Origin of the sequence: Natrinema hispanicum (genome assembly GCF_004217335.1) — an archaeon.
Taxonomy (GTDB): domain Archaea; phylum Halobacteriota; class Halobacteria; order Halobacteriales; family Natrialbaceae; genus Natrinema; species Natrinema hispanicum.
The window spans coordinates 904,871-925,218 of record NZ_SHMP01000004.1 but is presented as its reverse complement, the minus strand read 5'-3'; the positions used below and the strand labels follow the sequence as shown (position 1 = coordinate 925,218).

General features: G+C 62.4%; 23 protein-coding genes. 12 read left to right on the top strand and 11 right to left on the bottom strand.

The features are described 5' to 3' along the window. The first annotated feature begins 44 nt into the window (after positions 1–44). The gene (locus BDK88_RS11400) at positions 45–329 is read left to right on the top strand and encodes a translation initiation factor eIF-1A (protein WP_074854731.1); all 285 of its coding nucleotides are present in this window, start codon (positions 45–47) and stop codon (positions 327–329) included. 131 nt (positions 330–460) lie between these two features. Here BDK88_RS11400 and BDK88_RS22525 read toward each other — a convergent pair whose 3' ends face one another. Both BDK88_RS22525 and BDK88_RS11395 read right to left on the bottom strand, forming a co-directional pair. Continuing rightward, positions 461–634, bottom strand: a complete 174-nt coding sequence (locus BDK88_RS22525) for a hypothetical protein (RefSeq protein ID WP_449406703.1) — start codon at positions 632–634, stop codon at positions 461–463. A gap of 100 nt (positions 635–734) precedes the next feature. Then, on the bottom strand, positions 735–926 hold the full coding sequence (locus BDK88_RS11395; RefSeq protein ID WP_130500489.1) for a hypothetical protein: 192 nt from the start codon (positions 924–926) through the stop codon (positions 735–737). A 195-nt stretch (positions 927–1,121) separates the two neighbouring features. Here BDK88_RS11395 and BDK88_RS11390 point away from each other — a divergent pair, with 195 nt between their 5' ends. Continuing rightward, complete coding sequence (locus BDK88_RS11390; protein ID WP_130500488.1) at positions 1,122–2,213, top strand: sulfite exporter TauE/SafE family protein; 1,092 nt, start codon at positions 1,122–1,124, stop codon at positions 2,211–2,213. 45 nt (positions 2,214–2,258) lie between these two features. Here BDK88_RS11390 and BDK88_RS11385 read toward each other — a convergent pair whose 3' ends face one another. Further along, complete coding sequence (locus BDK88_RS11385) at positions 2,259–2,957, bottom strand: SDR family NAD(P)-dependent oxidoreductase (protein ID WP_130500487.1); 699 nt, start codon at positions 2,955–2,957, stop codon at positions 2,259–2,261. A gap of 152 nt (positions 2,958–3,109) precedes the next feature. On the opposite strand from BDK88_RS11385, the gene BDK88_RS22335 reads away from it, so the two are divergent. From BDK88_RS22335 to BDK88_RS21190, 5 genes are all read left to right on the top strand, one after another. Next, positions 3,110–3,361, top strand: a complete 252-nt coding sequence (locus BDK88_RS22335; RefSeq protein ID WP_394342670.1) for an NAD(P)-binding protein — start codon at positions 3,110–3,112, stop codon at positions 3,359–3,361. Continuing rightward, entirely contained in the window at positions 3,288–4,616 is a 1,329-nt protein-coding gene (locus BDK88_RS11380; RefSeq protein ID WP_394342669.1) for a phytoene desaturase family protein, read from the top strand. The genes BDK88_RS22335 and BDK88_RS11380 overlap by 74 nt, the downstream gene beginning before the upstream one ends. An 82-nt stretch (positions 4,617–4,698) precedes the next feature. Then, positions 4,699–5,568 carry a prenyltransferase gene (locus tag BDK88_RS11375; protein WP_130500486.1) on the top strand — a complete coding sequence of 290 codons (870 nt, stop codon included), beginning with the start codon at positions 4,699–4,701 and terminating at the stop codon, positions 5,566–5,568. Beyond that, the gene (gene cruF, locus BDK88_RS11370) at positions 5,561–6,493 is read left to right on the top strand and encodes a bisanhydrobacterioruberin hydratase (RefSeq protein ID WP_130500485.1); all 933 of its coding nucleotides are present in this window, start codon (positions 5,561–5,563) and stop codon (positions 6,491–6,493) included. The genes BDK88_RS11375 and cruF overlap by 8 nt, the downstream gene beginning before the upstream one ends. A 234-nt stretch (positions 6,494–6,727) precedes the next feature. Further along, positions 6,728–6,886, top strand: a complete 159-nt coding sequence (locus BDK88_RS21190) for a hypothetical protein (protein WP_165396954.1) — start codon at positions 6,728–6,730, stop codon at positions 6,884–6,886. A 38-nt stretch (positions 6,887–6,924) separates the two neighbouring features. Here the strand turns inward: BDK88_RS21190 and BDK88_RS21185 are convergent, their stop codons facing one another. From BDK88_RS21185 to BDK88_RS11355, 4 genes are all read right to left on the bottom strand, one after another. Beyond that, entirely contained in the window at positions 6,925–7,077 is a 153-nt protein-coding gene (locus BDK88_RS21185) for a hypothetical protein (protein WP_165396953.1), read from the bottom strand. Next, positions 7,068–8,096 carry a phytoene/squalene synthase family protein gene (locus BDK88_RS11365; RefSeq protein ID WP_130500484.1) on the bottom strand — a complete coding sequence of 343 codons (1,029 nt, stop codon included), beginning with the start codon at positions 8,094–8,096 and terminating at the stop codon, positions 7,068–7,070. Before BDK88_RS11365 ends, BDK88_RS21185 begins: the two co-directional genes overlap by 10 nt. A 118-nt stretch (positions 8,097–8,214) precedes the next feature. Then, positions 8,215–9,819, bottom strand: a complete 1,605-nt coding sequence (locus BDK88_RS11360) for a bacterio-opsin activator domain-containing protein (RefSeq protein ID WP_130500483.1) — start codon at positions 9,817–9,819, stop codon at positions 8,215–8,217. Positions 9,820–10,807: 988 nt separating this feature from the next. Further along, positions 10,808–12,058: an RNA-guided endonuclease InsQ/TnpB family protein gene (locus BDK88_RS11355; RefSeq protein WP_130500482.1), complete on the bottom strand. Its 1,251-nt coding sequence runs from the start codon at positions 12,056–12,058 to the stop codon at positions 10,808–10,810. 174 nt (positions 12,059–12,232) lie between these two features. Between BDK88_RS11355 and msrB the strand changes: the two genes are divergently transcribed. From msrB to BDK88_RS11335, 5 genes are all read left to right on the top strand, one after another. Then, positions 12,233–12,631 carry a peptide-methionine (R)-S-oxide reductase MsrB gene (gene msrB / locus BDK88_RS11350; protein ID WP_130500481.1) on the top strand — a complete coding sequence of 133 codons (399 nt, stop codon included), beginning with the start codon at positions 12,233–12,235 and terminating at the stop codon, positions 12,629–12,631. Between the two features lie 139 nt (positions 12,632–12,770). Beyond that, entirely contained in the window at positions 12,771–12,992 is a 222-nt protein-coding gene (locus tag BDK88_RS11345) for a DUF2196 domain-containing protein (RefSeq protein WP_130500480.1), read from the top strand. A 133-nt stretch (positions 12,993–13,125) separates the two neighbouring features. Beyond that, entirely contained in the window at positions 13,126–13,299 is a 174-nt protein-coding gene (locus BDK88_RS21180) for a DUF7556 family protein (RefSeq protein WP_008014168.1), read from the top strand. Positions 13,300–13,463: 164 nt separating this feature from the next. Further along, complete coding sequence (locus BDK88_RS11340) at positions 13,464–16,433, top strand: bacterio-opsin activator domain-containing protein (protein ID WP_130500479.1); 2,970 nt, start codon at positions 13,464–13,466, stop codon at positions 16,431–16,433. Positions 16,434–16,549: 116 nt separating this feature from the next. Then, a complete protein-coding gene (locus tag BDK88_RS11335; protein WP_008014164.1) occupies positions 16,550–16,690 on the top strand; it encodes a rubrerythrin-like domain-containing protein in 141 nt (46 codons plus the stop codon). A gap of 32 nt (positions 16,691–16,722) precedes the next feature. Here BDK88_RS11335 and BDK88_RS11330 read toward each other — a convergent pair whose 3' ends face one another. The 4 genes from BDK88_RS11330 to BDK88_RS11315 all read right to left on the bottom strand — a co-directional run bounded on the left by BDK88_RS11330 (position 16,723) and on the right by BDK88_RS11315 (position 20,335). After that, on the bottom strand, positions 16,723–17,352 hold the full coding sequence (locus BDK88_RS11330) for a phosphoribosyltransferase (RefSeq protein WP_130500478.1): 630 nt from the start codon (positions 17,350–17,352) through the stop codon (positions 16,723–16,725). A gap of 75 nt (positions 17,353–17,427) precedes the next feature. After that, entirely contained in the window at positions 17,428–17,859 is a 432-nt protein-coding gene (locus tag BDK88_RS11325; protein ID WP_130500477.1) for a universal stress protein, read from the bottom strand. Positions 17,860–17,913: 54 nt separating this feature from the next. Next, positions 17,914–18,594 (bottom strand): class I SAM-dependent methyltransferase, encoded by a 681-nt coding sequence (locus BDK88_RS11320; RefSeq protein ID WP_130500476.1) that lies wholly within the window; start codon positions 18,592–18,594, stop codon positions 17,914–17,916. Between the two features lie 997 nt (positions 18,595–19,591). After that, the gene (locus BDK88_RS11315) at positions 19,592–20,335 is read right to left on the bottom strand and encodes an SDR family NAD(P)-dependent oxidoreductase (RefSeq protein WP_130500475.1); all 744 of its coding nucleotides are present in this window, start codon (positions 20,333–20,335) and stop codon (positions 19,592–19,594) included. Between the last annotated feature and the right edge of the window lie 13 nt (positions 20,336–20,348).

The following is a 20,348-nucleotide window of genomic DNA, read 5'->3' as shown; positions in this document are numbered from 1 at the left end:
GTGACTCTGCAACCATTTAAACGTCTGCCCCACGTAGATAAGTTGTGACAGAAGACTCCGGGCGACGGAACCTCCGTATGCCCAACAACGATGAGGTATTCGCTGTCGTCACCGAGCACCTCGGTGGCAACCACGTCCAGCTCCGCTGTGAGGACGGCAAGGAGCGACTCGGCCGCATTCCCGGGCGCATGAAATACCGCACCTGGATCGAGCAAGACGACATCGTCGTCGCCGAGCCCTGGGACTGGCAAGACGAAAAGGCCACCATCGAGTGGCGCTACACCGGCCAGGACGCAGATCAACTGCGTCGCGAAGGCCATATCGATTGAACCTCGGTAGCGGCTTCGTTCACTACTAGATTTCTGCGGCGTGATCGATTATACTGAGCGACCGCGATCGCTCACCAGTCCCGTCTCTTGCTTGCCACGGTCGAAAATCGGCTGTTCGACGCGCTCGAGGACTAACAGAAGTATACCCAGTAGGTATGGCCGCTCGAGCACGTGACCGTGGTGTATTCGCCGAACGCGGCGATCGAGTGCCGTACTTTCAACTCCGTCTCTTCACTGGGGAGCGAAACGCTCGCTTCGTCCCCGCAGTGAGGGCAGGTGACTGCTTCCGTTGCGACTGTTTGCATCTCCGAACACCATGGCAACATACAACACGGAGTTGTATAACCGTTGGTAGTGATTTGACAGACGGTCCAGAAATCGGTCCAGAGAACGCGTGATCGGTTGTTACTCCCGACTGCCGAGGCGCGCGTCAAGGCGCATCTCGACGTAGCGGTCCGCCCACGTCTCACTGTGTGTCCGAAGCGCCTCGAGTACGGTCGCGATGAGTCCGTCCGTCGGGGCGTGGTCGACTGCGTCAGCGCCGTCATCTATCGCAGACTGCTCACCCGGCTTGCGTGGCCCTTCTGGAAAACTCATTGTGATAGTACATACCATAGCCGACCCCATAAATATTGATGATACGCTGACCGCGTCGGCCGGCCTGCACGCGCCGGCCGAGAGCGCTACTGTCGGCCGGTAGTCGTCCCCTAGACACCATACGAACGATTCACAGGGCGGAAAGAGACGAAAATACTCTTATTTCACCCCTTCAAAGGCAGCGCTCACGGCTCAATGACAGCCTCATCATCGGCTTCGCGGATTCAGAAGGCGTTCCTGAAGTATCAGCACGTGTTCGTGTTCCTCGCACCACTGGCGTTCGTCGTCGGCGTTTACTTCTTTGCGCCCACGCCAGCGGATGCCGGAACCGGCTACTGGCTCGAGTACTGGTGGCTGTTCATCGCGTTCGTCACCGGCGCGACGATCGTCAACACCGTCGGGATCAGCGGCTCCGCGCTGTTCGTCCCCTTCCTCATCTTCGTCTTCCCACTGGTTGCGTATCCCTTGGAACCGAATACGTTGGTGAAAATCGGTCTCATCAGCGAGTCGTTCGGTCTCTCGAGTTCCGCGCTCGCCTTTATCCAGTATGGACTGGTCGACCGGCGACTCGGCGCAGCGCTCGTCCTCGGCGGGATTCCGTTCGTCGTTGGCGGGGCACTGCTGTCGTTTGTCATCCCCGAACCGCTGTTCCACGCGTTACTCGGGGTCGCACTGCTTGCAGCGGCGTTCCTCCTCTTCAAAGCGGATCTCGGCCACGAGGAGCCCGGCGGTGGCTCCGGCGGCGAAACGGTCGCAGCCGACGGGGGCACCACTGGCGACCTCCCGAACGATGCCTCCAAACTCGGCCCGGCAGGCGTCGAAACGGACGAGGGCGGCATCGTTACCCGCGTCGATCGTGACGGAAACGACTACCGCTACTCCCGATCGGGATATCTCGAGCGCTTTGCCAACTACAGCATTGGCGGCGTCTTCCAGGGACTGGCCGGCTTCGGGATCGGCGAACTCGGCATCATCTCGATGCTCCGGACGGAGGTGCCCGTCCGCGTCGCGATCGGGACGAACCACATCGTTGTCGCGACGACGGCCGTGCTGGCATCGGTCGTCCACGTCTTCGGCGGCGGGCTGGTCCCCGGCGGCCATACGATGGACCTCGCGTCGACGCCCTGGAACATGGTCGTCTGGACGGTTCCCGCGACGACGCTGGGTGGTCAGATCGCGCCCTACGTCTCGACTGCGCTGGATACGGGAACGATCAAGAAAGGCGTCGGCGGCTTGTTCGCGATCATCGCCGTTGCGCTATTCCTGATGGCATTCGGCGGATTCTGAGACGGCAGGATCCACGTCCAAGATCGGCGACCATTGCGATGACCCTTATCGGGTCGCTTTTTTCCACTCGCCCAGTCCGACGACAGTACCGTCTATCACGTCGGGATCCGCCTCGGTCGCCGCCCAGACGAACATCGGCGCGACAGTCTCCGGATCGCGGCCGTGCCCGCCGGTGAGTTCCGTCGCGACGATCCCAGGGTCCAGACAGCCCATGACGGACTCGGTATCGGCGGCGAACCCTCGAACGACCGCCTCCGCCGTCGCCTTCGAGATGGCATAGGAGCCATAGCCCGCCGTGCCGTCGCTGGCGACCGATCCCGTCGGAACGAGGACCCGTGCCCCGTCGTTCAGATGCGGAATCGACTCGCTGATCGTCGCATACACGCCGCGGCCGTTCGTCTGTAAATGGTCGTCGAACGCAGCGTATGATTCGTCGTCAGTCGGTGTGTGGCCGGCGTCACCGTGATAAACACCTGCCGCGGGGACGACGATATCGATACCGGCCGTCTCACCCGCCCGCGAGGCAGTTCTGGCCAGCCGTTCCACGTCGTACTCGTCTCGGACGTCGGTTCGACAGCCATCCGCAGTCGCGCCCGTCGCCTCGAGTGCGTCGACGGTTGCCTCGACTTCCTCAGCGTCTCGAGCGCCGACGACGACGGTTGCCCCGTCGGCCGCAAACGCGTCGGCGACGGCGCGCCCGATGCCACGCGTCCCGCCAGTAACAAGAGCTGTTAGTCCATCCATACGCCCTCTACGGGGCCAACGCACAGGAATACACCGGTCGGTTCATTCATGCTTGACGATACGACCGGCACGTCCCGATTCGGCACCCTCACCGATAATGGATCGGATTCCCTACTTATGTATGACACACGCTTAACATTGATCGTATACTTATGTCGGGCATGGAATCGCTGGCCGGCGTGTCGGTCGTCGTGATTGGAGGCGGAATCGGTGGGCTCTCGACGGCTTGTTATCTCGCCGACGCAGGGGCGGACGTGCGCGTCATCGAGAAAAAACGAACAGGTGGGTGGCCGAGCGAGTCGCCTCGAGCGAGACGGTTTTCGGTTCGATATGGGTCCCTCGTGGTATCTGATGCCCGATGTCTTCGAGCGGTTTTTCGGCGACTTCGACCGGACGCCGAGTGACTACTACGAACTCACCCATCTCGATCCGCACTACCGGATCTTCTTCAAGGACGGTGATCAGGTCGACATCACGCCCGACCTCGAGCGAACGAAAGCCCTCTTCGAGGAGTACGAGGCTGGTGCGGGCGAGGCCTTGGAACGATACCTCGAGAAGTCCCAAGAGAACTACGAGGTCGGGATGAAACACTTCGTCTACGAAGACCGCGAGCGCCTGCGGGATTACATCGACCTCGATGTGGCCCGACAGGCGCGTGGCCTCTCCTTGCTCGGGTCGATGCAGGGCCACGTCGAGGGCTACTTCGACCATCCGAAGCTTCAGCAGATCATGCAGTATACGCTGGTGTTTCTGGGTGGCTCGCCGACGAACACGCCGGCGCTGTATAATCTAATGAGCCACGTCGATTTCAACCTCGGCGTCTGGTACCCCGACGGTGGGATCGGCGCGGTCGTCGACGGGATCACCGAGCTCGGCCGCGAACTAGGTGTCGAGTACGACACCGACCGGCCGGCGACTGAGATCAAGGGCCGCACCGGTGGGTTCGAGGTCGAAACGCCGGACGGTCCCGTCCGCTCGGATCTGGTCGTGAGCAACACCGACTACGCACATACCGAGCAGGACCTGCTCACGCCCGAACGCCGCGGCTACGACGCTGACTACTGGAATGAGCGGACCTACGCCCCCTCCGCGTTCTTGCTCTATCTGGGCGTCGAGGGTGACGTCGACGAGTTGGCCCACCACACGCTCGTGTTGCCGACCGAGTGGGACCAACACTTCGAGCACATCTTCGATGACCCACGCTGGCCCGATGATCCCGCCTACTACCTGTGTGTCACGTCCGAGACCGACGACACCGTCGCCCCCGAGGGCCACAGCGCCCTGTTCGTCCTCGTGCCGATCGCGCCCGGCCTCGAGGACACGCCACAGCTCCGCGAGCAGTACCGTGATATGATCCTCGAAGATATCGCCACGAACACCGGCACCGACCTGCGCGACCGGATCGTCCTCGAGGAGCGGTTCTGTATCGAGGACTTCGCGAACCGGTACAACAGCCACGAGGGGACGGCGCTCGGACTGGCACACACGCTCCGACAGACCTCGCTGTTCAGACCGCCTCACCGCTCGAAGGAAGTCGACGGACTCTACTTCGTGGGGGGCGATACCACACCTGGGATCGGCGTCCCGATGTGTCTCATCAGCGGCGATCTGACCGCCGAGAAAGTGCTTGCAGACCACGGCAGCGGACTCGAGCCGTGATGGGGCCAACGGCCGACAACCGGAATGGACGATCGCACGCTCGCGATAGACACACTGTAGACGTGAGATAGAGAGACCACGGATGAGTTCGAACTCGCGGGTGACCGACGGTGGCATCGGCGCACACCTCTCGTACCTGCTGGTCCTCTCGCGGCCGCGATTCTGGCTGTATCTGGCGGGGCCGGTGCTGGTAGGCGCAGTCTACGCCGCAAACACTGTCAGTGACCTGTTCGCCCCCGCTCCAGTCACCCTGTTCGGGTACTTCCTCCTGCCGGCGAACGTCTTCCTCTATGGCATCAACGACGTCTACGATCAGGAGATCGACGCGGCAAACCCGAAAAAGGACGACCGCGAGGCGCGCTATCGTGGGCAGGAATACGTCCCCGCCGTCGTCGGACTCTGTGCAGCCTTGCCGCTGCTATTCGTTCCACTGCTCCCGACCGCCGCAATCCCTTGGCTGGTCGCCTTTCTCATCCTCGGGGCGGCCTACAGCGCTCCGCCGGCGCGGTTCAAGACGACCCCCTTCGTGGACTCGCTCTCGAACGGCCTCTATATCACGCCGGGCGCGGCTTCCTACGCCGCCGTCGCCGGCACTCAGCCACCCGCTCTCGCCGTCGTCGGCGGCTGGCTGTGGGCGATGGGCATGCATACCTTTTCGGCGATCCCCGACATCGAACCAGACCGCGAGATGGAGATCCGGACGACCGCGACGGTGTTAGGTACGCGTCGCACGTACGTCTACTGTGGCGTCTGCTGGCTCGCCGGCGCGGCCGCGTTCGGGGCCCTCGACGTTCGGTTGGGCGCGCTCATGCTCGTTTACCCGGCGCTCGTCGCTGCGATCGCCACCGCGAGCGTTGCCGTCGACCGAGCGTACTGGTGGTTCCCGGCAATCAACACCGTCGTCGGTGCCGTGCTGACGATGGGCGGGCTCTGGGGGGTGCTCCATGGATAACAGTGAGTCGAAGACGTCGACCTCGAGTACCGGGACGGATACTAACACCAGCCGAACACCGTCGGTCCACGACGGCACCGCCGACGAGTCGACGCGAGCCGTCGTGCAGCGACGCCTCGAGGCCCTCATCCGCGAGAACCGGTTTACCATCGCGGTCGTCTTCCCGGTCATCGGCGCGGTGACGCTGGTCGCGAGTGCGGAGGGGCTCTTACCGCCGCTGCTGTCGTACAACCCACTATTGATCCTGTTTGGGACGCTGGTGATGCGCTCACCGCTGGTGGTGGCCCTCCTTCCCGAACTTGACCGTCGGGCGCTCGTCCCGCTCGTGGTTCTGACGGCGTATACGTACGCGATCGAACTCGTCGGCATACAGACGGGCTGGCCCTATGGGACCTTCGAGTACGGAATTCGCCTCGGGCCGATGCTGGGCGGGGACGTGCCGCTTGCCCTGCCGCTGTTTTTCGTCCCGCTGGTTCTCAACGCCTATCTGCTTACCCTGTTGGCTCTCGGCGCGCGGGCCGGCCGGTTCGTCCCGCGGGCCTTCTCGGCGATCACTGCCGTCCTCGCGATCGACCTGGTGCTTGACCCTGCGGCCGTCGCCATCGGCTTCTGGTCGTACGTTCCGCCCGGCGGCTACTACGGTGTCCCGGCGTCGAACTACTGGGGCTGGCTCCTCTCGGGAGCGATTGCGGTGGTCCTCGTCGACCTCGCGTTCGATCGGGCGGCCGTCCGCGAGCGCGTCCGAACCTGTGAGTTCGCGCTGGACGATCTAGTGAGTTTCGTGCTCCTCTGGGGAACGATCAACGCGCTGTACGGGCAGTGGCTGGCCGCCGGCGTCGCCGGGCTGTTCTGTCTCATCCTCCTTCGGACCGAGCGCTACGACCTCTCGATACCCTCAGCCGTGCGTTCCGGTGACAGAAACTGATCGACCCGGACTCGAGACGGATACTGAGACGGTCTGCTAGTACTGTGTACCGACGCACCCGCATGATGGGTCGCGGGTGCGCCGGAAATACCTGACAGGAGCCTGTACGAGAGCGGCTGTCGTCACTGGTTCCGGGACACCCATTCGGCGGGGCTGGGATGGACTCGAGACTGATAGGTGTCCGTCTGCGAGTTCCAGCAGGAGTCTTTTGCTCATCGATAGCTAATTGCTAGCATGGCTCAAAAGGCACCGGTCGAATGTCCGGTCTGTCGCGAATCGCCGGCCGCTGGCGAGCAACTCGAGGACCACCTCCTCACGGCCCACACCAAACGCAAGCTAGCGACGTTCATCGTCGCCGAGACGAGCCTGCTGGTGGACGGCGACGCGAAGTGACCAAGGACATACGGTTGCCACGCCGCGTGCCGCGACCGTTAGACGACCAGACTCGAGAGCGGTTCGCCAAACAGGAGCAATAGTACCACGGCCAGCACCGTCACGGCGAGCCACGCGCCGAGACTGATCGCGATCGTTCGTGCCATCTGTCGTTCCTCCTCCATGAACTCGGAGTTCTGCGTTACGGACATATGTGGGTGGACATCGTCCGATACAACGAAACGAGTTCCACCATACCGAGGGGTTTGATAAGCCCACTAGCGAGTCGGAACGCTGTCCCCATGCTCGGGGCCACGGTGGTCGGGCTCGCGCGAGGGGATTGCCGACACTCGCTGGAACACGGCCTCTGGATCGCGATTCCAGTGCCAGTGCCAGCGCGTCTTCGCGAGACACCACAGCTTTCGCGTCGTCGACAACGACGGTTCTTCCGTGAGCACGTCGTATCCCTGTGCCCGGATGAGACTGTGATGTTCCGCATAGAGGACCGCCGCCAGCAAAACCGGGAGCTGGCAATCCTCGGGAAGGTAGCGGATACCGGCGACGCCCTCGCGGATAGAGGCTCTTCGGTTCGCTGGAGTTCGGCGGCCATCGCCGACGCGAACGACTCGTCGAACTCGAGGCGCTCGATCTGTGCCGGCTCGACGCCGTGTTCCCGAAGCGTCTCCTGTGGGATGTAGATGCGGTCCCGATCGAGGACGTCCTCACGGACGTCTCGCAGGAAGTTCGTCATCTGGAAGGCTTCGCCGAGTTTGATCGCGTGTGGCAGCGCAGTCGCCTCGTTGTCGGGCTCCATGATCGCGGTCATCATCACGCCGACGGCCGCGGCCGACCCCCGCATGTAGGACTCGAGGTCGGCGTAGGTCTCGTAGCGGTCGGTGTCGATGTCGGTCGCCATCGCGTCGATGAACTCGGTGACCTCGTCGTCGGTGATACCGTATCTCGTCCGGAGCTCTTGGAAGGCCTCGAGGACGGGATCGTCCGGTGTGCGCTCTCCGAGGGCCTCTGCGCGAAGTTCCTCGAGCCGGGCGCGTTGCTCCTCGGGGGGGACGCCGTCGGCGTCGTCGACGACCTCATCAGCGATCCGAAAGAACGCATAGAGGACGTGTGTGGCGTGTCGCACGCGCTCGGGGAGAAACCGCGTCGCGAGATAGAACGTTTTCCCGGTTCGTTTCTGTATCGCCTTGCCTGCGTCGATGTGTTCCTGTTGCATCCTCTGCCTCGCTGACCCTGGCCGATAGCGTTCGGATGTATACGCTACGACATGTACGTATAAAGGATCAGTCCCTCACTATGTATACTAAAACGAAACTTGACAGGTATCGAGGAGGTCAATCGAACAGTTCAGCGAGGACTTTCCGCTGAGCGGCCCGCAGATGCTGGTGGAACGTCGACCGGGAGATGTCCATCGACTCGGCCAGTTCCTCTCCCGAGATGTCGCGGGGCCACTCGAAGTAGTTCGCGTAGTAGGCCTTGCGCAGCGCCATCAGTTGCCGGTCGGTCAGGGACGACTCGAGACGTGCCGTTACGTCGTGTGGCGTCTGAGCGGGCTCGTCCCGTTCGTAGTAGCTCAGAAGTTCAACCCGATCGTACCGTCGCTCGAGCAGGTCGTAGGCCGAGCGCGCGGAGCGCCCATCCGGAAGGTCGACCGCCAGGTCGGCGACGCCGTCAGTCGCGACCAGTTCGCGAATCACCGCGCCGTGCTCGCTTAGTGCCGTCACGAGCCCGTCCGTGGTGGCAACCTCGAGAAGCGTCCCGTCGTCAGTCGTCGAGAGGATCGTCACGTCGTGTGCGATTCCAGTCTCGTCGACCGCGTCGTCTTCGAGCGTCCGATCGACGTGGAGGACGACCAGCGGCGTGCCGTCGTCGGCCTCGGTCAGGCCGCGGTAGCTGACCGTGGCGTCGAACGTCGCCGACAGCGCTGTGACGAACAGCGAAGGGTCTTCGATCGCGACGTCGACGGCGATGACGGCCTCGGTCGTCAGCATTCGTCTGACCTCGAGTGCGTTCATCGCGGTCGCGACCGTTCCGGACAGCGAGTCGAGGACGAGCAGTTCCCGCTCGTCGAAGGCGTCGGGCTCGTCGGCAAACACGACCAACACGCCGTAGGTGACGTCACCGTACGTCAGCGGCAGGGCGGCGACCGACTGGAAGTAGTCGCAGTCGCCGGCCCCCCTCGGCCACAACCGATCGGCGGCGTCGTGTGCTGTGACGTCCGCGATCACCTGTGCATCGTCACGTTCGAGCGCCTGGACGGCGGGGTGTGCGGCGTCGGCATCGAGGACGAGATTGTCGTCCTCGAGGGGAACGTCGTCGTCGCTGGCCCACTCACGGGGTGAGAGCCGGCGGTTCGTCACGTCGACGCGGCCGATCCAGGCGAGCACGTAGGGGTCGGTCGCGGCGAGTCGCCGACAGACGTCGTGTTCGATCTCGGTTCGTGTCTCCGCGCCAACGGCCGCGTCGGTGACTGTCCGGACGAGGCCGTCGACGCGCTCGAGAACGTGTTCGAGGGCTTGCCGTTCTTTCTGGACCTGCTCGGCGTTTGCTTCGGCGGCGAGTTCGGCCAGCTTTCGCTCGGTGATCTCGAGATGGACGAGCGACGCCAGCCGCTGGCCGTCGTGGGGAAACTGGGTGACACGCATCAGGAACCAGCGCTTTTCATCGGGGGAGTGACAGGGGTACTCCATCGAAAACGAGTCCCGATCGCCGGCGAGCACGGCCTCGATCCCGTCGACTGCCTGCTGGGCGTACTCGTCGTCTGCCGTCACGGCAGCCGCGAGGTAGTTTGAGCCGATGTGTTCGCCGTCACGCTCCGCGCTCTCGAACTCGCTCCATGACTGGTTCGTTAGCTGAATCTCTCCCTCGTCGTCGATGATCGCGACGGTAATCGGGAGCGTGTCGAGCGCCGTTGCGGCGAGTTCGTGTCCGGAACCCATTTACTTTCGATTCGGCTGGCGTACCCTTAACCCAACTGGAATCCACAGCGACAGGTCAGTCCGGCAGATAGTCCGTTGCGAGCAAATCCCAGGGACTGACGGGGAGACCGGGCCAGCGAAAAATAATAGATATTTAAATGTTCGACAATGCTTTTATAATTGTTTGTGGACACTTCCGACGGAGATCGGGTACCGTGGGAGACAGTTCCCGGAGACGACGCGAGCGTTGGACCCGGATGGGGCCTAACCCAACGGACCCATCCGACAACGGGCGCTCAATGGCGGTGGCCGAACCGACGAGGCGATCTCCGATCGATCCACGCGAACGGATGGGTGCTTCGGTGACGAGTGTCGTCGGAGCCCTCTCCCAGTAGCGCCGTCCACGCTCCATTCCCCTGTCATACTGTCGGACACACGGCACGGCTCACACCGATCGGACGCGAGATGCGTGAGTACTCACGGACCGGTGTCCGACAGGCTGTCCTGCAACTGATACTGCCGGACAAAACGGTTCAGACATCGATCGCACTCGAGACGCGATCGAGTATTCACTGACTTTTGTCCGGTAGTATGACATCGGTCGTCCGACTCATCGGAATCGTTGAACGTCAGCATTCAGTGAACCAACAACTATGACACCCACCGACATATGTCGGAACATGGCAAGCGAACTTTCAGCACACGAACGGTCACGGTGCCGAAATTGTGGGTTCGAAGCGCCCGGCGGGGACGACGCATGGCGGCGAATCGAGGTCCCCAAACTGGGCCGCATGACACAGTGTCCGAACTGCGGGAAGTACGGACATCATCACCAGCCGGTGACCGGACACCGTCGGGTGGCTCGAGTCGCGCTGGAGACGAACAACGGTCGAGCCAGAGGTGACATCCTCCTCGCCGTAAACGGAGAGGGATCGAAGATCCCTCAGGCAGTCGGGCTACGCCCGACGACGGCGAGGCTTCCCGTACCGTAGGTGGGATATTTGCTGGTCTACGACACGACCTGTTCTCTCGTGCGGAACGTCCCGCTCTTGCGGTCGAACAGGTGTACCGATGGCTGTGCCACACAGCCGTTACTCCTATCCTCACCGTGAGGACTCGGAGTTATCTTCTGGCGCATATTCTCCGCCCCGTTACAATCGGCGTTCCCGACCAATCCACACGATGAACAGACGTACAAGCCCCGTTCCACGCGGTTTGACTTCGTGTCGTCACCACACCGTGAACACGTCTTCGAGGTGTCCCACTCGTTCTCTTTCAGCACCTCAACGCCACGAATCTCCCCCTTGTACGCGAGGTACTGGTAGATACGGTCAAACGCCCACGAGTGCAACTTTTTGTTCCCCGTCTTGCCCCAGTCGGACTCGCGCACGTCTTCAGGCCAGCTCACCGCGAGCGTGCCAACACCGCGTTCGACACACTCCGTGATGAGCGTGTCCGTAAGCGTGTGGTAGAAGTGAGTTTCACGGTCTGTGAGTTTCCTGCGTGCCCGCATCGACTTCTCCGAGGGGCCGTTCTCACCCTCAGTGTCGTACTCTGCTCGGGTGAAGTAGTGCTTGTCCTGTTTGAGCGAGTTGCCGGGGTACAGGATGTACTCGTCGGGGAATGCGACTGTGGCGATGTTCTTGATACCGAGATCGATACCGGCCACTTCGTTGCCTGCTGAGTCGTTGGTTTCGAGTTCGACTTTGCAGACGAAGTGCAGTTCCCACTCGTCGCCATTCCAGACGGCTCGAACGTTCTGCACCTTGTTGACTTCTGAAAGGTCAACGTCGGGGCGGGTCTGGTACTCGCAGAGCAGGAAGTCCGACCAGTGTTCTTTCAGGTTCTTGCCCTTTGAGAGTCGGACGCGGTCGTGTTCGGGGTCGTGTTTGAAGCCGTCTGCTTTGAACGTGACCGTACTCTTGGGTCGAGTGTCGCCGTGTTTACGGTAGCCGGGAGGATTCGCCTCGTCAAACTTGTGTCGCAGGTCGAACCATGACTGGAAAGCGTCAGAAAGTTCTTCGATGACTTTCTGACTGGATTGTGCGTTCAAGTCTTTCCAGCACGACTGGGTCTTCATGTACGCTTTCAGCGTTCCTTCATCGGGAATTTCGCCGGTTTCTTCCCATATGCGGTCGGCTGTCCAGCGTGCGACGTTCCAGATTTTCGAGGCAGAATCGCCGAGCGAATTAAGGCCCTCGCAGACCTGTTGCTGGTTCTGGATGGAACCAACATAGGTTCGAGTGGCCTCAATCGCCATACATAGCCTATGTAGACAAACCTACTTAATCATTCAGATTAGCGTGGAATATCCGGTCTGTCATTGAGCGGTGGATTCCGTAGTTGAGTGACGCGATTCACGCCCGCCGTGAACGGCGTGATTCTCTCGCTGGTTAAAGATAGACTCTTGAGCCTTTCGACCCTACCACTGCCTATGAGCAACGAGGGAGACCACGCGACGAGCGACGAGGAGTGGCGCAGCAGGCTGAGTGATGAGGAGTATCGGATTCTCCGCGAGGCGGGCACCGAACCGCCGTTCAGCGGCGAGTACGTCGACCATACCGACGACGGGACGTACGTCTGTGCCGGCTGTGGGGCCGAACTGTTCGACTCCGAGACGAAGTTCGAGTCGGGGTGTGGCTGGCCCAGTTTCTACAACACCGACAACGACCGGATCGAAACGCGACTCGACACCAGCCACGGGATGCGCCGCACCGAGGTCCTGTGTGCCTCCTGTGGCGGCCACCTCGGCCACGTCTTCGACGACGGCCCCGACCCGACCGGCAAACGCTACTGCATCAACTCCGTCGCCCTCGAGTTCGACGAGGCGTGAGACGGTCTGCTGTCCCGCTGTCCCGGGACACCCGCAGGACGGTCGCGGCCGGCCGGCACTGACTGACAGGAGTCCGAATGAGACGATCATCGCTATTGCAGGCAGTGTGCTTTTTAAGCGTCTGGCTGCAGACTCGACTATGGCTACCGACCGTCCACGCGCCGACGAACTGCAACGAGGACTCACCGTCGAGCTCGTACAGGACGACGATGACCCACACGCCGAGGATACCGAACCGCTTATCGGCGAGATCGCGGTGGTTTACGGTGAGGATCCCGACGGGCCACACGTCAGATTGAAAAGCGGTGTGGTCGGGCACGTCCAGTCGGTCGTCGCAGATGGGACCGCACCGGGTACATAACAGTTCCGACTGTTACTTGCTACTGGTTATAACATCTCGATTTATACGAAATGAAGGAAATTTCTCCGATGTTCAACCATCGATCGAGTGTGTTTCGGAACGTTCATCACTGCTGTCGGTATACGATCGAATAATGACACCCGAAGCGACGTCGGCTGGACGGCAGGTGGACACGTCGAGCGACATCGTAGCAGCGATCGACGAGATCGATGGTCGATCACACCTCGTCATCGCCGATATCGCTCGAGACGACGCTTGGGTTGCGATGTCCACGGACGGGGCCGTAACCCTGGACGACTATCGGTAACCGCTTCGGTCACAACTGGAAGGAGGGACCACAGTCAGTTCCTCTCATACCCCGGCTCTGCGGTCACTGGGCCAGCGCCACGCTTTTCCAATCGCGTTCCGGGTGGCAGTAATCGCTTGCCTCGAGCGATGCTTTGTAGCCGCGGGAATCCCTATCCGTAACGAATGGCTTCCGCACGGACGCTCGACGACGCCCACCTCCTCGTTGCCGGGCCATCCGACTCGAATTGCGTTCTCTCGCGTGCGCTCGCAGACGAGACACGCGCAGTGTCTACCGTCTCGACCGTCGACGGAGCACTCGAGCGACTCGAGACCGAGTCTATTGATTGTCTGCTGACTGCACAGTCGCTTGCCGACGGTGAGACGGGGCTCGAACTCTGCAAGCGGGTACGCGAGCGCGATCCCGAGTTCCCAATCGTGCTCGCGCCGGCCGACGGTGACGAAACGCTGGCCAGCGCGGCAATCACGGCGGACGTCTCGGCGTACGTTCCCCGCGCGAGCACGACCGATCCGGCGGCCGCGGACTGCCGGACGGCCATCGAGCAAGCGCTCGCGGACGGACACGAGCGCCGTCGACTGCGAAATCGAGCCCGTCAGTTCGACGCGATCTTCGAGGATTCGGAGACGTATGCGTGGGTGCTCGAGCCAGATGGCACCGTCCGGCAGGCCAACGACCCCGCGCTTGCGGCGATCGACGCGACTGCGGACGACGTTCGCGGCCGGCGGTTGTCGGCCCTTCCCTGGTGGCAGTCGATCGGAGACGGTGGGGCTGCGATCGAGGACGCGATCGAACAGGCGGCGACCGGCACGATCGCCCACCGTGAACTGACACGGCAGCACGCCGACGTCACGGCCCCCTCCGATCGCGGCGGAGCCGACGCGATCGATGCGCCCACCACGTTCGAGATAACCGTCCGTCCGGTTTACGACGAGTCGGGAACCGTCGTCTCGCTGCTCGCACGGGCAACCGACGTCACCGAACGCGCCCGCCTCGAGCAAGAACTCCGTGAATCCGAGGAACTCCATCGGGTGACGCTCAACAACATGACCGACACCGTCCTCATCACGGACGACGATGGGGCGTTCACCTACGTCTGTCCGAACGTCCACTTCATCTTCGGCTACACCGACGATGAGATCCACGAGATGGGGACGATCGACGAACTGCTCGGCTCGGACCTCTTCGACCGCGAAGAACTCGCGGAGACCGGCGTACTGACCAACATCGAGTGTACGGCGACCGATCGGGCGGGCCGGGAGCACACGCTGCTGGTCAACGTCCGCGAGGTCTCGATCCAGGGCGGGACGATCCTCTATAGCTGTCGTGATATCACGACACGCAAGCACCGCGAAGCGGCGCTGACGGCGTTACATCGAACAACGCGAAAGCTCCTGTACGCCGAAACCGACCGTGAGATCGCCGATATCGTCGTCGACGACGCAGCGGACGTGCTCGATCTCGAGGCCAGCGCTGCCTACCTGTTCGACACCGACGAGAACGTGTTACGACCGGCCGCATCCTCGTCGGGGATCGAGCGGATACACGGGCCGGTTCGCGACCACCGGGCATCCGAGGACAGCATCCCCGGTCGGGTCTTCGTCGACGGAGAAACGCGGTTCTTCGCAGACGTTCACGACTCCCCGTTACTCTCGAATCCTGAAACCGATCTGCGAAGCGCTGCGTACGTCCCCCTCGGCGACCACGGCGTCTTCGTGGCGGGATCGAGCGAGTCGGAGGCGTTCGACGACGTTTCCCGGGAGCTGACCGACCTGTTGGCGGCGACCGCGGAAGCGGCACTCGACCGGCTCGAGCGCGAGCGAACGCTGCGCGAGCGCGATCGTGAACTCAAGCGGCAGAACCGACAGCTCACGCGCGTCAATCGAATCAACGAGATCATCAGAGAGCTCGATCAGGCACTGGTCCGGGCAGAAACCCGCGAGGAAATCGAACACGCCGTCTGTGACCGGCTCACGACCGCCGACCGGTTTTCATTTGCCTGGATCGGCGCTCCGGAGGCCGGCGGCGAGCGCCTCGAGTCGCGGGCACAAAGCGGCACGATCGACGGCCAGGAGTACGTAGACACCGTCTCGCTTGCGCTTGCGGATGCGAGCGAGCCGGCCGTCAGGGCGGCCACCGACCGCGAGGCGACTGTCATCTCGAACGTCGCCGACGGACTGCGTGACGCCCCGTGGCGGTCGACGGCCCTCGCCTGCGGCTATCAGTCGGCCATGAGCGTGCCGCTTGCCTACGACGACTTCGCCTACGGCGTGTTGACCGTCTATGCGGATCAACCTGACGCGTTCGACGACATGATCCACGCCGTCCTCGCAGAACTCGGCGAGACGATCGCCGCTGCGATCGCGGCGGTCGAGCGCAAACACGCACTCCTGTCGGATGCGAGCACGCGACTCGAGTTCGACGTGACCGATGAGACGTTTCTGTTCGCCCGACTCGCCCGGCAGGCCGAGTGTACCGTCTCGTTCGACGGCGGTGTTCGCCAGCACGACGACAGTGCGTCGGTGTTCGTGACAGTCGACGGTGCCTCGCCGGACGCCGTCGCAGCTGTGGCCACGGATCTCGTCGGCGTCGAGCGTGCACAGGTCATCAGCAGAGACGGACGCGCAGACGGAGCCGGCAGCGAGGCGGACACCCCCGACACTACTGGGAACGTGGCTGGCGGGACGATCCGGCTGCAGCTCTCACGGCCCGTCTTCGCCCTCCAACTCGCGGATCACGGTATCGTGTTACGAGGTGTCGAGGCGACCCCCTCGAGCGTGCGAGTCGTCGTCGACGTACCGAGTTCCGCCGATGTCCGGGAGAGCGCCGATATCGTCTCGAAAACGTTTGCGGACGCCGAGCTCCGATCGAAACAGACCGTCGAGGGGACGTCGCCGCGGGATTTCCGGTCGACGCTGCGCGAACGACTCACCGACCGCCAACTCGAGGTCGTTCAGGTCGCCTACTACGGCGGCTACTTCGAGTCGCCACGCGAACAGTCCGGCGAAGACGTCGCCGCGGCCCTCGATATTTCCCCCGCGGCGTTCTACCGGCACGTCCGGACCGCCCAACGGAAGCTCTTCGACGTCGTCTTCGACGAACTCGGCGTTCCGGCGGCGCTGTCCAATGGTAGTTGAATACTGAACCCCCTTCTCCTGTCGACGCTAGATAACTGACGGATAGGTTCATCCTAATATCCCTATTATTCCTAAATGCGTCGACCACCAGAGCCAACCCGTCCATCGTCTCTCCAATGAAAGACATCAAACTCGACCCGAAGACGGAATCGACATATGAATGTTTCAACTGTGGCACCGTCGTCCACGCAACTGCGCCCGATTCCTGTCCGAACTGCGGTGCAGAGATGCGGAATCGCCGGACACCGATCGAATAGCCCGCCCGCTGTGATCGTTCCGGCCGCTAGTATCAGCCGTCTCGATCGAGATACGCGATCGCTTCTTCATCGGTCACCTGTCCAAAATTCCGGTAGTACTGGCCAACAGCGCGGAAATCCGCTGGTGTCTGCAAGGCGATCACCTCGTCGATCTCGCGCTCGAGTTGGTCGACCGATCGGGGTGAGCCGACGGGGACGGCTAGCCCGACCCACGCCGCGCCGCTCTCTTGGACCTGTCTGAGGCAGGCGGTTGCGGTCGCCCCTGTCGCAATGCCGTCGTCGACGACGGCGACCCGCTTTCCCTCCAGCTCCGGCAATCCTTCCGTCTCACGGTACTGGGCCGCCTTTTCGCGTGCGTTGTCCGCTTCTTCGGTCCGGACCTCCTCGAGATACTCCTCAGGGACATCCAACCGTGCAATTAGATCGTCGTTGTACCAGACGCTGCCGTCGCTGGCGACCGCACCCAGGGCGAGTTCGGGATTCCCCGGTGCACCCAGCTTACGCGCGACGACGACGTCGAGGTCGGCGTCAAGTGCGTCCGCGACCGGTCGCGCGACGGGTAAGGCACCACGGGGAATCCCGAGGACGACGTCGATATCGAGGTCACGGCGCTCGAGCTCCGCGGCGAGTCGTTCGCCGGCATCGGTTCTGTCGTCGAACATGGTCTATCGTGACTCTACGATCGCGACGCACTATGGGTTTGTGTCGCATGCTCAGGCCGAGTGGAACCCGACCCGCTACTGTTCGTGAACGACGATCACCGTCATCGGCGCGCGGCGAACGACCGTCTCGGAGACGCTCCCGAGCATCACCCGATCGACGCCGTGGCGGCCATGGCTGCCGATGACGATCTGATCGAACGCCTCGTCGACGGCGTACTCGACGAGTTCCCGAGACGGCTTGCCCGTTTTGACGACCGTCTCGATCTCGACGTCCTCTTCGGCCGCTGTCTGTGCAGCCGCTTCCAGTAGCTCTTCGCCGTGTGCCATTGCATTGTCGTAGCCCGGCACTTTCGTCGTCGAATCGGAAAATGCCGTCCAGTATCCCTCCGGCACCTGCACGACGTGAACTGCCGTGATCGACGACTCGGGGAACTCCTCGAGCGCGTACGCGAGCGCTGCGTTGGCCTGCGGGGAGCCGTCGATCGCGACCAGCGTCTTCCGTCCCATGCACTCTGTTACCACAGGAGCGGACTTAACGACGATTCCCCGATTCTCTGTCAGTCAGTCTCCCATGAGACTCGAGAGGAGAGACCGATCCGGCGGCTGTCGCCGTCGAAGCCGCCCGCGGACGATCGGGGTCGCTGGAAACACCCCGACGTTTGCACGCTCGACGTCGAGGACCTCGAACGCGTCGTGGTCGACAAAGCGTGCGACCGTCTCGCGGTTTAACTGACAGCCGCCAGCCGCACGCGACCACAGCGGCGTCAGCGCGTCCTGGATTTGCGCGTGCCAGCCGTCGTTGCGAACGTGCTCGAGAAAGCGTAGCTCCCCGCCCGGCCGCAGGACACGGGCGACTTCATCGAGGGCCGCGTTAAAGCCTGGAATCGTACAGAAGACCAGACTCGAGAGCACAGTGTCGAAACTATCGTCAGCGTAGGGCAACGATTCGCCACGTGCGTCGCGGAGGTGTACCTGCAGGTCGGCCGCCTCCGCCTTGCGAGTGGCCCGCCGTCGCATCTTCGAGTCTGGTTCGATCGCGTGATACTCGAGGCCGCCATCGGCGACGTCGTCGACGTACGGAATCATCGCACCGGTACCCGCGCCGAGATCGAGGACGGGTCCGGAGAGATCGGCCGCGAGGTACTCGCGATGAGGACCGATCAAGAAGCGGTCTGGCAGCCGATCGTACAGCGCCGCGAACAGGTCGCTGTCGGTCGCATGCCGTCGGTCGCAGTCAGCCATGTTTGTACTCGATTCACCTACGGTGGCTCGAGTGATATACTGTTGGCCGATAGTTATCTCGGCGGGGGCTCAACTTCTCCGGACGTTCTTCGGATTGATCGGCTGACTCTGGAACTTCTCTCGGTCAATATCGCTGTTGTTTTTCAATCAGACCCGCTGTACTCTTCGTCTGCGATCACTGCGAAAGCCAATAACCCATACCCGATAGCGAGCGGGAGTAATCTGACCCTATAGGGACAGGTAAATGCGCAGGCTCCCGGTTGCGAGTCAACGAGTAGGGTCGGGCCGACCATTCCTGTGTCAATGGCGAATTTGATATTTCGCCAGTGCTCGTAATTTTCTGGGATTGGACATGCGCCACCGGTACACCCGAGGAATAGCGTCATCGCTCCCCAGAGGAGAAACGCCGTTCCAATAGTGGCTCGCCACGGGCGCGTCGAGAGCCACCCCACATAGGAGCCGACGAGAAGGAGCAGTCCCGGCCCAATCACATAGTTGTAAGCGAACCCACTTACTGGCCCAAGAAACTCCAACGGAAGCAGAGCGTTGAGAATCATCGTGGTGATAATGCCCGTGAGGACGATCCAGAGACCAAGAACTCGAGCGAAACGATCCTGATACGGGCTGCTGTCAGTCATCTCCAGTGCAACGGCGACCCGTCCTGCGGTCCCGCCGGGACATCGGGACAGCAGACCGTATGAAACCTGCGAAGGGTCCGAATAGCAGTCATATACGTGGATACCTCTCGACTAGTGATTTTCACTTGCTGGGCATATAGTAACTTTCCCATCATGAAATACGCATACTACTGGACAGCAGTCAATACGAAGCCGTCGGGAATTCGTGGCCGTCCCCATAGGTGACGGCCGCATACGTGCGACCGGCTTCACGTCGTTCTGTCCAGCAGTATCACTTATCGGGCCATTCACCGGTGAGGACCCTGTAATCCACACCAGCGAAGACTGCTATGACACCCGCTACCACCTAACAGGACTCGTTACGCCAATCGTCGCTCCCACTCATCAGCGGCCATCGACTCGCCGGTGATGCCGTCGGGTCCCTGCGCGAGCAAGCGCGTGGCCGCGTCGTTCATCACGTCGGGCTCGAGAATCTCGTCCCGTTCCGAGTCCGGAAGATGCTCCCAGAAACCGGTTTCGACGCGGCCGCCAGGGTCGACGGCGTTGACCGTGATGCCGTGTTCCTCGAGTTCGTCGGCCTGCGTTCGGGTCATGCCCTCGAGTGCCCACTTCGAGGCGACGTACGGGCCCCACTTCGCTGCACCGCGACGGCCCAGCCCAGACGAGACGTTGATGATAGTCCCGCGTCCGTTGTCGATCAGTTCGGGGACGACGCACTTCGAGAACAGGAAGACGCCGGTCACGTTCACGTCCAGAATCTGCCGGAAGTCGTCGGCGTCGACTTCGTGAAGCACGCGCTGTTCGCCGTACATGTTCAACAGCCCGATACCGGCATTGTTCACGAGACCGGTTACGGTGCCGTACTCCTCGATCGTTGCGTCGACGACCGCGCGGACCGCAGCCTCGTCGGTAACGTCCGCCGGTGCGACGAGCGTCTCGCCAGCCGCGTCAGCTACGTCGGCGGCGACCGCCTCGAGGTCGGCTTCACTGCGAGCGGTCAGTACGACGTTCGCCCCCTCGCGAGCGAACCGGGTTGCCATCGACGCGCCGAGCCCCCGGCTCGCGCCGGTAACAATGATCGTCTCCCCGTCTAGTGTCGTCATAACCAGGAGTATC

Coding starts and splice junctions, on each gene's coding strand:
- BDK88_RS22525 (WP_449406703.1), bottom strand. CDS start 634: ATGCAAACAGTCGCAACGGAAGCAGTCACCTGCCCTCACTGCGGGGAC.
- BDK88_RS11395 (WP_130500489.1), bottom strand. CDS start 926: ATGAGTTTTCCAGAAGGGCCACGCAAGCCGGGTGAGCAGTCTGCGATA.
- BDK88_RS11390 (WP_130500488.1), top strand. CDS start 1,122: ATGACAGCCTCATCATCGGCTTCGCGGATTCAGAAGGCGTTCCTGAAG.
- BDK88_RS11385 (WP_130500487.1), bottom strand. CDS start 2,957: ATGGATGGACTAACAGCTCTTGTTACTGGCGGGACGCGTGGCATCGGG.
- BDK88_RS22335 (WP_394342670.1), top strand. CDS start 3,110: ATGTCGGGCATGGAATCGCTGGCCGGCGTGTCGGTCGTCGTGATTGGA.
- BDK88_RS11380 (WP_394342669.1), top strand. CDS start 3,288: ATGGGTCCCTCGTGGTATCTGATGCCCGATGTCTTCGAGCGGTTTTTC.
- BDK88_RS11375 (WP_130500486.1), top strand. CDS start 4,699: ATGAGTTCGAACTCGCGGGTGACCGACGGTGGCATCGGCGCACACCTC.
- cruF (WP_130500485.1), top strand. CDS start 5,561: ATGGATAACAGTGAGTCGAAGACGTCGACCTCGAGTACCGGGACGGAT.
- BDK88_RS21190 (WP_165396954.1), top strand. CDS start 6,728: ATGGCTCAAAAGGCACCGGTCGAATGTCCGGTCTGTCGCGAATCGCCG.
- BDK88_RS21185 (WP_165396953.1), bottom strand. CDS start 7,077: ATGTCCGTAACGCAGAACTCCGAGTTCATGGAGGAGGAACGACAGATG.
- BDK88_RS11365 (WP_130500484.1), bottom strand. CDS start 8,096: ATGCAACAGGAACACATCGACGCAGGCAAGGCGATACAGAAACGAACC.
- BDK88_RS11360 (WP_130500483.1), bottom strand. CDS start 9,819: ATGGGTTCCGGACACGAACTCGCCGCAACGGCGCTCGACACGCTCCCG.
- BDK88_RS11355 (WP_130500482.1), bottom strand. CDS start 12,058: ATGGCGATTGAGGCCACTCGAACCTATGTTGGTTCCATCCAGAACCAG.
- msrB (WP_130500481.1), top strand. CDS start 12,233: ATGAGCAACGAGGGAGACCACGCGACGAGCGACGAGGAGTGGCGCAGC.
- BDK88_RS11345 (WP_130500480.1), top strand. CDS start 12,771: ATGGCTACCGACCGTCCACGCGCCGACGAACTGCAACGAGGACTCACC.
- BDK88_RS21180 (WP_008014168.1), top strand. CDS start 13,126: ATGACACCCGAAGCGACGTCGGCTGGACGGCAGGTGGACACGTCGAGC.
- BDK88_RS11340 (WP_130500479.1), top strand. CDS start 13,464: ATGGCTTCCGCACGGACGCTCGACGACGCCCACCTCCTCGTTGCCGGG.
- BDK88_RS11335 (WP_008014164.1), top strand. CDS start 16,550: ATGAAAGACATCAAACTCGACCCGAAGACGGAATCGACATATGAATGT.
- BDK88_RS11330 (WP_130500478.1), bottom strand. CDS start 17,352: ATGTTCGACGACAGAACCGATGCCGGCGAACGACTCGCCGCGGAGCTC.
- BDK88_RS11325 (WP_130500477.1), bottom strand. CDS start 17,859: ATGGGACGGAAGACGCTGGTCGCGATCGACGGCTCCCCGCAGGCCAAC.
- BDK88_RS11320 (WP_130500476.1), bottom strand. CDS start 18,594: ATGGCTGACTGCGACCGACGGCATGCGACCGACAGCGACCTGTTCGCG.
- BDK88_RS11315 (WP_130500475.1), bottom strand. CDS start 20,335: ATGACGACACTAGACGGGGAGACGATCATTGTTACCGGCGCGAGCCGG.